The organism is Sporosarcina sp. P32b (genome assembly GCF_002743335.1).
Taxonomy (GTDB): domain Bacteria; phylum Bacillota; class Bacilli; order Bacillales_A; family Planococcaceae; genus Sporosarcina.
Genome location: NZ_PDZB01000003.1, coordinates 213082 through 225664, shown reverse-complemented (window position 1 = coordinate 225664; position 12583 = coordinate 213082). Strand labels below are relative to the sequence as shown.

General features: G+C 38.7%; 12 protein-coding genes, 1 tRNA gene and 1 pseudogene. 2 read left to right on the top strand and 12 right to left on the bottom strand.

Annotated elements, in window-relative coordinates; translation table 11 throughout:
• Positions 1 to 90 precede the first annotated feature (90 nt).
• From CSV64_RS04175 to CSV64_RS04165, 3 genes are all read right to left on the bottom strand, one after another.
• Positions 91 to 717 (bottom strand): HD domain-containing protein, encoded by a 627-nt coding sequence (locus CSV64_RS04175; protein ID WP_099632933.1) that lies wholly within the window; start codon positions 715 to 717, stop codon positions 91 to 93.
• 343 nt (positions 718 to 1060) lie between these two features.
• Complete coding sequence (gene msrB / locus CSV64_RS04170; protein WP_099632932.1) at positions 1061 to 2176, bottom strand: peptide-methionine (R)-S-oxide reductase MsrB; 1116 nt, start codon at positions 2174 to 2176, stop codon at positions 1061 to 1063.
• An 18-nt stretch (positions 2177 to 2194) separates the two neighbouring features.
• On the bottom strand, positions 2195 to 2686 hold the full coding sequence (locus tag CSV64_RS04165; RefSeq protein WP_099632931.1) for a redoxin family protein: 492 nt from the start codon (positions 2684 to 2686) through the stop codon (positions 2195 to 2197).
• Between the two features lie 417 nt (positions 2687 to 3103).
• Here CSV64_RS04165 and CSV64_RS04160 point away from each other — a divergent pair, with 417 nt between their 5' ends.
• Both CSV64_RS04160 and CSV64_RS04155 read left to right on the top strand, forming a co-directional pair.
• Entirely contained in the window at positions 3104 to 3739 is a 636-nt protein-coding gene (locus CSV64_RS04160; RefSeq protein ID WP_099632930.1) for a DUF1232 domain-containing protein, read from the top strand.
• A 23-nt stretch (positions 3740 to 3762) separates the two neighbouring features.
• Positions 3763 to 4839: an LCP family protein gene (locus CSV64_RS04155; RefSeq protein ID WP_099632929.1), complete on the top strand. Its 1077-nt coding sequence runs from the start codon at positions 3763 to 3765 to the stop codon at positions 4837 to 4839.
• Between the two features lie 206 nt (positions 4840 to 5045).
• Here CSV64_RS04155 and CSV64_RS04150 read toward each other — a convergent pair whose 3' ends face one another.
• The 9 genes and pseudogenes from CSV64_RS04150 to CSV64_RS04115 form a co-directional block, all read right to left on the bottom strand.
• A complete protein-coding gene (locus CSV64_RS04150) occupies positions 5046 to 6020 on the bottom strand; it encodes a quinone oxidoreductase family protein (RefSeq protein ID WP_099632928.1) in 975 nt (324 codons plus the stop codon).
• 13 nt (positions 6021 to 6033) lie between these two features.
• Positions 6034 to 7806, bottom strand: a complete 1773-nt coding sequence (locus CSV64_RS04145; protein WP_099632927.1) for an acyl-CoA dehydrogenase family protein — start codon at positions 7804 to 7806, stop codon at positions 6034 to 6036.
• 57 nt (positions 7807 to 7863) lie between these two features.
• Entirely contained in the window at positions 7864 to 8640 is a 777-nt protein-coding gene (locus CSV64_RS04140; protein WP_099632926.1) for an SDR family oxidoreductase, read from the bottom strand.
• A 592-nt stretch (positions 8641 to 9232) separates the two neighbouring features.
• Positions 9233 to 9376, bottom strand: coding sequence for a hypothetical protein (locus CSV64_RS16600; protein ID WP_158232976.1), 144 nt, complete (start codon positions 9374 to 9376; stop codon positions 9233 to 9235).
• 453 nt (positions 9377 to 9829) lie between these two features.
• Positions 9830 to 9903 (bottom strand) — tRNA-Arg (locus CSV64_RS04130).
• A gap of 58 nt (positions 9904 to 9961) precedes the next feature.
• A complete protein-coding gene (locus CSV64_RS04125; protein WP_099632924.1) occupies positions 9962 to 10360 on the bottom strand; it encodes an SET domain-containing protein in 399 nt (132 codons plus the stop codon).
• A 222-nt stretch (positions 10361 to 10582) separates the two neighbouring features.
• Entirely contained in the window at positions 10583 to 11227 is a 645-nt protein-coding gene (locus CSV64_RS04120; RefSeq protein WP_099632923.1) for a DUF3885 domain-containing protein, read from the bottom strand.
• Positions 11228 to 11362: 135 nt separating this feature from the next.
• Positions 11363 to 11512, bottom strand: a pseudogene (locus CSV64_RS17075) (choline/carnitine O-acyltransferase); the annotation flags it as partial.
• A gap of 189 nt (positions 11513 to 11701) precedes the next feature.
• Positions 11702 to 12442 carry a choline/carnitine O-acyltransferase gene (locus CSV64_RS04115; protein WP_099632922.1) on the bottom strand — a complete coding sequence of 247 codons (741 nt, stop codon included), beginning with the start codon at positions 12440 to 12442 and terminating at the stop codon, positions 11702 to 11704.
• Positions 12443 to 12583 lie beyond the last annotated feature (141 nt).

Below are 12583 nucleotides of genomic sequence, written 5' to 3'. Positions count from 1 at the left end.
GAATCCAAAAAACAGTCTCTGAAAATCTGATTATCCAGACTTCCAAGACTGTATGTTTTATAATTTGAATTTACTCTACCTTGAGCTATATTACTCAATTTCCAACTTCAATTGCTTTAGAAAATGCACCATGAATTCATGACGTTCTTCCGCTAAGCACGTTCCTTTAGGTGTAACCATTAAGTTTTTCAATAATAATAACTTCTCGTGAAAATGCGTAACCGTAGCCGTTTCTTTTTTACGATATTCTGACACAGACATATCCTTTCGAGCTTCTTCTTGCTGATCGTAAAGTTTCCTGCCGCGCGCGCCACCAAACGCAAATGCACGCGCAATGCCTACCGCGCCAATCGCATCCAAACGGTCAGCATCTCTGACAATAGCGCCTTCAATAGAGGTAATATCTTTTGCGTTGCCGCCACTGAATGATACACTTTCAATCGCAGATATCACGTTTTCTGTAATCTGTTGTGTCGCACCTATTTTTTCAAGCAACTCTATCGTAGTTACTTCATGCATTTCTTCATATTTCGCATCTTCCACATCATGCAACAGCACTGCTAAACGAACGACTAATTCATCAGCACCCGGCTCAGTCGCTAAAATTTTCTCAGCATTTTTCATTACACGATCTATATGGTCGAGATCATGGCTCGCATCGAATTTATTATAAATACCTTCTACTTCAGATCTGCACTTCGATACCATTTCTTGCATTGAATCCCTTCCCCTCTTTTACATTAGTTATATGCGAATACAGCCTGTAAAATCAGTCTTTTTACCTGACGAATGAAATTCATTTCACTGGATTACAGAAAAAAATCGTTACAGTCGCTCCTAATTAAGAAGCAGAATTTACTGCAGCTCGTATTCCTCACCGTAATAGAGTTTAACATGCTCTTCAATGGTATGAATACCTTCTTTTGTTGTACTACATGCTAATTGGACAACGAAATCCAATCATCCGCAGAAACTGTCACGACCCGCAGTTCCCCTCGACGTGTAAAAAGGAAAGGTAGCCAAGGTGTGGCCCCTTTCCTTCTATTATATACCGTGTATATTATTTAACGTAACTTGTTAGATAGCCGTAACCTGTAGCTTCCATTTCTTCTAGCGGTACGAAATCGATTGATGCGCTGTTAATACAATATCGTAATCCACCACGATCTTTTGGACCGTCTTCGAAAATATGGCCAAGATGGCTATCTCCTGCACGACTTCTGACTTCAGTTCGTACCATATTGAAACTTTTATCTATATGTTCCGTCATTACTTCCGGAACGATTGGTTGCGTGAAGCTTGGCCAACCGCACTGTGAATCATACTTATCAGCACTCGAAAATAATGGTTCACCGGTTGCAACATCGATATAGATGCCACTTTCGAAAGTATCCCAGTATTCATTCGAGAATGCTGCTTCTGTATGGTCACCTTGTGTCACTTGATACTGATCTTTCGTCAACTTCTCTTTTAATTCTTTATCGCTAGGCTTAGGATAGTCCGCTACGTCAATTATAGATGGTATTTCTTGATCTTCCAACGTATCGAATTCAACATGACAATAGCCATCTGGGTTTTTCTCTAAGTAATCCTGATGATACTCATCCGCTAATGTAAAGCTCGTCAGCGGTTCTACTTCCGTCACGATGTCGTCATCATAGCGTTCCTGCTCAATAGCAACGACTTCGTCAATAACCGCTTGATCTTCTGGATTAGAGTAATAAATGCCCGAACGATACTGTGTACCACGGTCATTTCCTTGTTTATTCAAAGATGTAGGATCCACAATCATGAAAAAATGTTCCACAATGGTTTTCAAATCCGTATGTGCTGGATCGTATTGTACATGAACTGTTTCTGTATGGCCGGTTTTTCCTGTGATTACTTGATTGTATGTTGGATTTTCCGTTGTGCCATTTGCAAAGCCGGAAGTCACATCATATACGCCATACACTCTTTCCATATATGCTTCCACTCCCCAGAAACAACCACCGGCCAAATAGATATCCTGTAGATTTTCTTCGTTAAATTCTACATCTTCATTGGGATTGGCGGGATACTTGGAACCTGAAGAAGCAGTCAGTGAATCAAGGCTGGATGATGACTCCGGATTACTTAAGCCACACCCTGTAAGCAGTAAAATACCGAGTAAACCGAGTATGAATTTTAACTTCATAATAGTGAGCTCCCTTCATTAATTAATTTGTGACATGGCATCGATAATTTGATCATTTGATAAGTGGCCTGGTTGTGAGCGGACCAATTTCCCTTTTGTATCAATAAAAGCCGACGTTGGATATCCTTTAACATTGAATTCTTGCACGAGACTGCCGCCATCATTTAATAATACCGGCAAAGCGTCCACATGTTGAACACCTTTGAACCATTTGACAAATTCATCGTGTGGCTTTTCATTATTAAAACCAGGGGCTACGACAGTAAGCACTTCAAAATCCGTGGATTCTTTAGCAAGCGTATTGACTTCATCTAGACCTGCCAAACAGATCGGACACCAAGAAGCCCAGAACTTTACATACACTTTTTCGCCTTTATAATCTGCAAGACTAACGGTTTTTCCATGAAGATCCTGCAAAGCAATACTATTTGCGTCACTATCCGTTCCAGCAGACGAACAAGCACCTAGAACAGCAACGATGGCCAACAACATAACGATTTTTTTCAACATGGTAGTTCCTCCTCTTATTGTGGAAATCGTGTTGTAAACCAGTTAAAATTAATAATAATAATGATGATGATTAGCATCCCACTAGTTTGACCTATTTTCGTAAAGTAGTAATTCAGTTATTTCTTTTGAAACAATAAAAGATCAAAGAAAGTAGTGAAAATGATAGGTTACGTTTCAAATACCTGTTGCCCAATCATGAGTAATCCCCTCTTTTTTCATTTATACTTCTATTATAAATTGAGGACACTCTAAAACCTATCGATTGAGACTTTTAAAAAATTTAATATGACCAAATCCAGACGTTTTTCGACAAATAATGATCCTTGACTTTAACTGTTGACAATTTGCCAACAACCATTTATTCTTTTAAAGAAGTATATATTTTTACCGTTGTCGTAGAAATGGAGGGGTAGTGTCATGTCAGAAGGTAGTCTTGGTCTGTCTATCGGGCAATTATTGCGTGATGTTTTAGAAGAACGTTCATTGTCCATGCGCAAACTAAGCGAACTCACAGATATTGATACTTCAACTATCTCTAGGATCATCAATGACAAACGCAAAGCAACACTAGATCACCTAGAGAAATTTGCGATCATTTTGGAAATACCATTAGCCAATTTACTTCAGGCGGCAGGCTATCCAGTTGATCATAAAAACACGATACCTTCTGCTTATGATGATACGATTCAACAACTTGTCGAAACATCAGAACTTCTATCTGCAGATATTTCCATTGAAAAAGTCGAACTTCAGCTTGCAAGTTATGAAGCGTATGTTCAAACTACTGAAGGTAGAAAAAGAATTTTACATGATTTCGATAAGAAGTTAAAACTGACAGGCGGAGTAGGTCCATTCGTCGATCAAATGAAAGAATTATTTACACGGTTTAAAATGCAAGATGTTGCAAAGCGTGATCTAGCCATTATCGGTAGCGCATTATTATACTTTATCATTCCTGTGGATGTCATCCCGGACTACATTTTTGCGGTCGGGTATCTGGATGATGCGATCGCGGTCCAAATTGCTTCAAGCGTACTAACAAAGAATTCATAATTAGATGAGTAGGTGTGACATTAATGGAAAACAGAGTGACTGAAAAGCGTCGCAAGAAAAAACTTAAGAGAAAATATAAGCGATTAATATTCATGGTATTCACTTTGCTACTTTTAGCGGGTGGCGGATATGTCGCTGCGCAATATTCAAACGGCTTATCCTTTGCGAACGGTGGCAAAACAAATGAAATACATACAGAACTCAGCGATAGCAGCAATACATTTTCCGATAACAATTCCGCTTTTGACGACTTTGAAGGTGGCGAATCACAATTTGGCGAAATTAACGTATTGTTAATTGGTGATGACGCAAGGGGCGACGAAGATGACACGCGTTCAGATGCTTTGATGATTGGTCACTACGATCAGACAACAAACCAAGTGAAGTTAATCTCTCTTATGCGTGATACATACGTCGATATTCCAGGTCACGGTATGGAAAAGATCAATGCCGCTTATGCACTCGGAGGACCTGAATTAGTGCGACAAACGATTAAGCATAATTTCGATGTGGATGTGCAATATTACGCGATTGTTAATTTCGAAGGTTTCTCAAAAATTGTCGATGTTATCGCGCCTGACGGAATTGAAGTCGATATTCCATATGAAATGTCACACGGGCTAGGTTTAACACTCTATCCTGGTCAACAGAAATTGAACGGGGATCAATTACTTGGTTATGTGAGATTCCGCCACGATATCCATAGTGATTACGGTCGCGTAGAACGTCAGCAAGAAGCTCTAGGTAAACTGAAAGATGAAGCGATGAGTTTACAGACACTCGTCAATATACCTAAATTAATGGGCGTTATTGATCCATATATTGATACGAACATCGACAGTAAAACTATCTTTACAATTGCTAAAGGTATGTTGACTGGTGGAAAGAATAACGAAATGGAATCCCTACGTATTCCGGTAGAAGGATCATTTGGCGACTTGCGCACAGACGTTGGTGCTGTTCTTGAGATTAACCTAGAACAGAATAAACAAGCATTACGAGAGTTTTTATCATTAGAGGATGAATCAACCGATGATGGAAGCGAACAAGACGTAGAATATGCGGAAGATCAAGAATATAGTCAAGACCAGCCATACTAAAACGAAATAAATCCATACAATAATAAGCTGTTCCAGTCATTCAAACGACTAGAACAGCTTATTTTTATGTTACCTATTTATATGCTAAAAGGAATATCACTTTCACTAAGCCTTTTCCATTTAGTAGTTAAATTATATGAAACATTTCTTATAATCACAAATGATGCTATTCATTATATAATAGTACACTATAACTTTATGTTTTATTACGTCGTCAATACTAATTTCCCCATCGTCTTCCTACCCTGCAATTGTCTCTGGGCTTCTGCTGCCTCTTCCAAATCAAATGTACCACCTATTGTTAATTGTAAATCTCCATTTTGTACATATTCTAGTAGTTCTTTAAAGCTGTTCTGATATACTTCATAGTTTTTCATGATTTGAGGCAAGAAAAAACCAACAACCGATTGATTTCGTTGCATCAATTCTCCCGCATCCATTGGAGATCGTTCTCCGCTTGCCGCACCAAAGACTACCATACGCCCAAATGGTGCAAGACATTTCAGTGTTTTTCTAAACACATCTCCACCGACCATTTCAAGCGCCACATCTACACCTTTACCATCAGTCAATTCTCGGACCTTCGATTCCCAGCCTTCTTCCGTGTAGTTAACTAGATGATCTGCCCCCATCTCTTTTGCATGTGCTAGCTTTTCCTCACTACTCGCTGTTGCAATAACTTTGCCAGCACCAAATAGTTTTGCTAATTGTACTGCAATCGCCCCTACACCCCCTGCTGCTGCATGAACAAGAACAGTTTCTCCTTTTTGTAATCGCCCCATTGTCTTTAATATGTGGTAAGCCGTCTGACCTTGAAGGGGTAGCGCAACCGCGTCGGTATATTCCACACCGTCTGGAATCGGCGCAAGCGTCATTTCAGGTATCGCCGCATATTCGCTATAACCGGCCGATTCAATGAGTGATACTACTCGCATACCGGGCTTAAAACGCTTTACGCCTTTCCCGACTTCCGTAATAATCCCTGCGACTTCAGCTCCGGGAATAAAAGGAAGTGGTGTCGGTACAACATACTTACCTTCACGGCGTGCAACATCCGCATAGTTCACACCAATAGCTTTAATTTCTACCAATACATCACGATCTCCTACAACTGGTTTATCAATTTTCACAAGTTGAAGTACTTCCGGTCCACCATACTGCTCTAATTGAATCGCTTTCATATCATCTGCCCCTTTATGAAATATAGTTTTCTGCTTGATTCATTGCATCAGCAATTCCGCGCTTTGTTTCCACTGTATTTTCAACCGATAATTCACTACATCTATCGAATACATTGCTCAAGATGTATTTTTTAGTATCCCCCGAAGCAACACTGGAAAGTAGTCTTCTCGCATTCATTTCTACACGTAGTAACGTATCCGTAACAAGTGCTTCTGTTAGTTTAATTTTTAGCGAGGCAGACTTGTTATTTGAAGACTCTATTGCTTTCATTGTTCGTAAGACAGCCGATTCCATTGCATAAAGATCAATTGCTATATTAGCAAGTTCCATGAGTGCTTCTTGTTCGTTCGCAATTTGTTCTTCATGCTTCTGATACGTGAGACCAATACATACTAAGAAAACATTTCTTACTAATGTGACTGCTCCTTGTTCTCTTGAAAGTTCAGTGCTTTGCAGAGTTGTTGGCTGACCCAATGCTTTACTCGCTTCCTTTACTAATTCTTGAAGTGGAACCATTCCTTTAGAAGTGTGACTTAGTAAGGACATGGGAATGAGCAACCGATTAATCTCATTCGTCCCTTCAAATATTCGGTTAATACGAGAATCCCGGTACACTTGTTCAATTGCATAGTCTTTGATATAGCCATAACCACCATGAAGTTGCAGTGATTCGTCGGCTACTTGATCTAGCGTTTCGGATCCATATACTTTACAAATTGCACATTCTACAGCATACTCCATCATCCGTTTAGCAATTAAACGATGGTCTTCTGAATGCTCCAAATCACCAAGTGCATCTTCTAAAAGAGAAGCCGTTCTGTACTGAAGCGATTCTGCAGCATAGATCCGCGTCGTCATATCCGCTATCTTTTCTTTTGTAGCAGTAAATTCAGCGATAGGTTTTCCGAATTGCTTGCGCTCTTTTGTATAATCAATTGCTAGTTTCATACTGAACTTTGAAGCACCCATTGTTGCAGAACCTAAATTAAAACGCCCTAAATTAAGTACGTTCAACGCAATATGGTGACCTTTTCCTACTTCTCCCAACAGATTACGTACAGGAACTTCACAGTTTTCAAAATACACCGCAGTCGTTGATGATCCTTTAATCCCCATTTTCTGCTCTTCTGGCCCAAGAGAAATCCCTGGGAAGTCATTCTCTACAATAAAAGCAGTAAACGCCGTACCGTCTACTTTTGCATAGACAATAAATGTATTAGAAAAGGCAGCATTTGTAATATACAACTTTGAACCGTTCAAAATATAATGCGTACCTTCTTCATTTAATGTCGCTGTAGTTTTCGCCGATAATGCATCAGAACCTGAAGTTGGCTCAGTTAAACAGTAAGCGCCAATAAATTCGCCAGATGCCAGTTTCGGTAAGTAGTATTCCTTTTGCCATTGCGTTCCGAAATATATGATTGGAAGCGTGGCTATACACGTATGATTGGAATGTGCCACACTATACCCCCCGGCAGAGCCTAAATGCTCACCGACGAGCCCTTTAGTGATTTTATCAAGACCTAACCCACCATATTTTTCTGGTATACTGTGTGCTAATAATCCAAGATCTCCTGCTTTAGTTAATAAAGATTTCACAAGAGTAAAGTCTTGCTTTTCAATCTCTGAATTGCGTGGATGTACTTCTTTTTTTATGAAGTTTTTTGCTGTATTTGCAATCATATGGTGTTCGTCAGTAAATTCCTCTGGAGTAAATACTTCCTCTTGTCTTGATGGACGATATAGAAAAGCAGCACCTTGGTAGAGTTGTTTTTTATTAGACATGTATATTCTCTCCTTTATGAAAAATAGATATGAAAACTTAGTCTCGTTATCTATTGACTAGATTTGGCTACTCATGCCGCCGTCCACTACTAATACGTCTCCAGTGATGTAATCAGACGCTTTTGACGCTAAAAATACAGCTACACCTTTTAAGTCATCTTCGCTACCTAATCTATTTAACGGTGTTCCATTTAAAATGTAATCACGACCATTTTCGATTGTAACATTCGACATTTTCGTAGGGAAGAATCCTGGAGCAATGGCATTTACATTAATATTATGTCGACCCCATTTTGCTGCTAAATCTTTAGTCAGTACAATGACTGCGCCTTTGCTAGTATTGTAACCAATCGTATCCATGAAATCTGGATGTGTTCCGCCAAGTCCTGCAACAGAAGCAATATTTATGATTTTTCCGCTGTTTTGCTTGATCATGACCTTTCCCACTTCTCTGCTCATAATAAATGTTCCCGTTGCGTTGACGTTAAGCACTTTCTGAAAAGCTTCTATCGGCATATCTATTGTGGGCGCCCCCCATGTGGCACCGCTATTATTCACCAGAATATCAATGGTTCCAAATTCCTTTACTGTCTCTTCAACTACTCTTCTCACATCTTCTTCATTTGCCACGTCACAAGCCAAACCTATTGATCTCACACCTAGACTTTCCAACTCTTGACTCATCTCAATACACGATTCCACTTTGCGAGAACAGACTACAACATTCGCTCCAGCTTCCGCAAATCCTCTTGCAATTTGTGCTCCAAGCCCTCTTCCACCGCCCGTAACTACTGCCGTTTTCCCCTTTAAATTAAACATATCAAGAACCGTCATGTCTATTTCCCCTTTTCTATAGTTTGCTAGTTTCCTTCATTACATTAAAACTACTTTCACTCAAATGTTCATACTACCCTTTATACATAAAGCTTATTCTCATGTACTAACCAGTCGGTATGTTCAGAATAAAAAGATATAATTACCATACTAAACGTTCAGCTTTTATTTAGCAAGACTTTACTTCCCCCTCTTACACTGTAAACCCACAGAATGCTATTGTTGAGATATCATTTATGTCTAAAATTGATGATGAAAATGCGATTTACGCTTCTTATTCGTACGTTTTAAAGGGATTCGAACCCCGACCTACGTCTTAGGAGGGCTTTGATCTATCTAGCTGAGCTACTGGGACGAAATGTGATTGAAGCATCGTGAATACAGCGCCTCCAGGAATACTTGTTTATTTAAACTCAAACTTACTCTTTTATTCGAACTAGAGTATTTGTCCAATCATCTCACTAGCCTTTTCATATATTGATTATAAGGTCGGCCGGCATGAAAAGTGTAATGGAGGTGAAAAGATATGTGTTCTAAAAACAATCGACGGGGAAATCGAGTAGAATTGGTTTGTAAATGTCGAGAAGTAAGATCAAATCACGATAATAGGCACCACTGTAACCGTGACTTTGATCATCACGATAATAAACACCACTGTGACCGTGACTTTGATCATCACGATAATAAACGCCACTGTGACCGTGACTTTAATTGTAGAAATGAGTTCAGATGTCAATGTAGAAGATGTAATCGCAGACGTTTTAACTTTTTCTGGTAAATGTAATAAGATTAAGAAGGTAAAATAATAAATGTGTCTGCGCAGACAAAGCATAAGAAATGGAAAGGCGATTACTCTAAATTGAGTAATTGCCTTTTGGGGATTTGAAGTGGTAAAGCGTGAAAACAGGTTATATATTCTGTTAATACTTAAGGTGGTTTTAAAGTGTGATTTTTTATCAAATCTCCACTTTTAGAAAATGATTTTACTAGATGAGGTTGACTATCGCAAATTTTAGAGGGTTTGGTGGGTTTGCTGAGATATGTGTTCATGTTTATTACTCTAACAATGGCAAGTATTATTTATAGACCTAGTATTTGTTAAGACAATTCAAGGGTCCATTCTAGTAATCAATTTCATGGATTTATTTGATATCAAAGTGTTCGGTTTCAGTAAATAGTAACCAAATAACGTCCTAGAAGGGATTCGAACCCCCGACCTACGCCTTAGGAGGGCGTTGCTCTATCCAGCTGAGCTACTAGGACATGATAGAAATGAGTAACACTTCGATTCATCTGCTGATTCAAAGTGTTCTCACGCTTATTAATCGTTCGCCGTACCATCGTAATCTTCATTAAACCATAATTGCTCATCATCATCCACGTCGCCATTATAGTTAATCAAAATTTCTTCTCCAGCTTTGATATCTCTATAGGCAAAGAAATCAAATGTATGGTGATCGAAATTAATATCATACGTCGCATTCGGTTCATAAGAATGATTGAATAACATTCCGTAGCCAAGAAGGACAGCGGTATGGTTTTCTCCATACTCGAAAGCATAGTCAGCTAGAACAGTTTTCTCAATATGTTCATGTTGTTCATTTGGATAAGAGATAACAGGCGCTTCATGTAACAACTGCCCTTTTTTAATATCGCATTTTGCGAATACTCCTCTATTGAATTCCCCTTCGCCAATTGGAGAAAGTTTTACTTCTATCATGTCTTTCACCTACTCGCTTGTAAATTATACTTGCCTAGTATACCATTAATTTCACCCAATTGCTGATTTCTTTTCTCATTAAATAAAACAGGACGTTAACAGCAGTTAGTTCCTTTTTAGAGACACCTACCAACCATACACTTTCGTACAAACGACCGTTGCTACAACTGACCTGAATAGACATTTGACGGAATACATTTCATACATAAAACCTCTACCTATCTACGCAAAGTCTTGATCCACTTCCTGCCTATCATACTCAAGAATCCAGTCAGAGTATTGTTCATAAAGAAATCTAATAGATTCCCTGTCAGACGCTATGATATCACAGCCACGATCATCGTATAGATGATAAATGATATTTTGGGATAGGTTGATGAAGAATATATCATAACCGCTTTCAAGATTTCGTTTTAAAATCGTAGTCGGATCAGAGTAATCTTCATAACAAATCGCTTTCAGTAACTGCATATACCGAATATCTTGTTTTTTACAAGTAAGCATAAATCGATGTGTTTGAAGTTCTTCCTCCTCTTCACCATAAGGATTAGGAATCGTAGAAAACTGCAATGTATATAATAATTCTTTTCGTTTTATAAACTTGGAATAGACATTCAACGGTCGATCGCGTAGAAAATGATTATTTGTATGGACATCAGTGACCATCATGATTTCATCATCTTCCCCAAACACCGCTTCGAATAATGTAATGGACCGATAAAATGCTTGTTTTAAGAAATCCGGCTCATCAAATGCTATTGATTCAGAAATTTCAAAGCGTATAGCTTTATTTGTTTCGTAAAATAGAGCAGGTGCCAGTTCAATCCCGTCAAAATACTCAGCTAAATATACTTCTAACGTTTTCATTAATTCACTCTCCATTACGGATGTCTTACATGATTGTGAATGCAATCGCCCGTAGTTCTTGCAATGCATATTCAAAGTTCCCTGCCAAAATCTTAGCCTCTTGTTCGCCACCGCTATAGCTAGAAAGATTAACAATTAGTAGATCCTTAGTAAGACGTAGAAAATTCCATAGCCACCTTCCACGACCGGCGCAAATGCACCATTTTCAACTTGTGGATGTGTCGTATTACTAGTGGAAATAAAATCATGACGCATCTTCAAATAGCTGGGATCAGTAAATAGTGCAGGTAATTGTTTCGTTTTGGCTCATCTTGATATAACGAAAATATCTTCTATAATCCAAATAGATGTCTCTCACTCCAAATCCTTTTTGTGCTTCTTTTAATCGATGAGAATGTGCAGCACCTGATTATTGCATTAAACGATAGACAAGAGGAGCTTCTAGCTGTTCCTCCACTATTGCTTTCGCCAGTATTAGATTTTCTGTATTTGAAGGGCGTATGCATTCGGTTCTTTCTTTATTAAACCAACGCATGGACAGCGCATCATACCGAATGTCTTATATTGAGCTACTTGCAGCGCCATATGAAAAAATGAATCTGGACTGAATCCAAGTCGTTTTATTTCATCCGTTCCAAGAGCTTCAAAATTCACCACATGAGTGAAATATTCTCGATCGCTTTTTTTATTCTCTTTTTCTAATGCATGGAGCTCTTGCTGTACTTCAGCTGAAAGCATCCAGTCTAATTTTTCTGCTGTAGGTTGCACGTTCATTTCGATGTTTTCCAAATCCGTTGAAATGAGCTGAATTTGTACATCTTGAATGACCGCGAAACTAGTCGTCCCATCGACTGCAGTATATTCTACGCAGTAACCAAGCTCGCTTGCTTTAGTCATGACGATTTGCAATGTCATATCAAAGTATTTATTCCTGCCACTCAGTAAAAGATTATGTATCGCTTCATTAGAATTTGTACTGTGTTCATCTATTGATATAACAACCAATGAATTTGCCATGCTTTGTAAACTTTCAGTATTCAATTGAGTGACTGTAAGTCTTTGATAAATATCTGTTGCTTTATTTTTACTTGTGGTGAAAATCCCGACATTAGATCCTGCTGGTTCATTCAATGAAAAAGTTTCTTCAATCACTTTTGACAATGCCTCACTGGAATACAACAAACCTTCTTCATCCGTTACAGGAATCGTGTAGATATTGCCATTAGTTCAAAAGCTAATATGATTGTCTACTTTAGAATATTCAGCAACGCAGTGACCATCCCGTTGATATTTAGGTATTCGAACAGAACGGATAAGTTAGGATATTGGCTCATGTCTAGCGGTATTTTCCGCAAC

Excerpts from the sequence above, each read along its gene's own strand:
- CSV64_RS04145 (WP_099632927.1), bottom strand. The coding sequence starts at position 7,806 with ATGTCTAATAAAAAACAACTCTACCAAGGTGCTGCTTTTCTATATCGT.
- CSV64_RS04160 (WP_099632930.1), top strand. The coding sequence starts at position 3,104 with ATGTCAGAAGGTAGTCTTGGTCTGTCTATCGGGCAATTATTGCGTGAT.
- CSV64_RS04120 (WP_099632923.1), bottom strand. The coding sequence starts at position 11,227 with ATGAAAACGTTAGAAGTATATTTAGCTGAGTATTTTGACGGGATTGAA.
- CSV64_RS04175 (WP_099632933.1), bottom strand. The coding sequence starts at position 717 with ATGCAAGAAATGGTATCGAAGTGCAGATCTGAAGTAGAAGGTATTTAT.
- CSV64_RS04165 (WP_099632931.1), bottom strand. The coding sequence starts at position 2,686 with ATGTTGAAAAAAATCGTTATGTTGTTGGCCATCGTTGCTGTTCTAGGT.
- CSV64_RS04140 (WP_099632926.1), bottom strand. The coding sequence starts at position 8,640 with ATGACGGTTCTTGATATGTTTAATTTAAAGGGGAAAACGGCAGTAGTT.
- msrB (WP_099632932.1), bottom strand. The coding sequence starts at position 2,176 with ATGAAGTTAAAATTCATACTCGGTTTACTCGGTATTTTACTGCTTACA.
- CSV64_RS04150 (WP_099632928.1), bottom strand. The coding sequence starts at position 6,020 with ATGAAAGCGATTCAATTAGAGCAGTATGGTGGACCGGAAGTACTTCAA.
- CSV64_RS04155 (WP_099632929.1), top strand. The coding sequence starts at position 3,763 with ATGGAAAACAGAGTGACTGAAAAGCGTCGCAAGAAAAAACTTAAGAGA.
- CSV64_RS04125 (WP_099632924.1), bottom strand. The coding sequence starts at position 10,360 with ATGATAGAAGTAAAACTTTCTCCAATTGGCGAAGGGGAATTCAATAGA.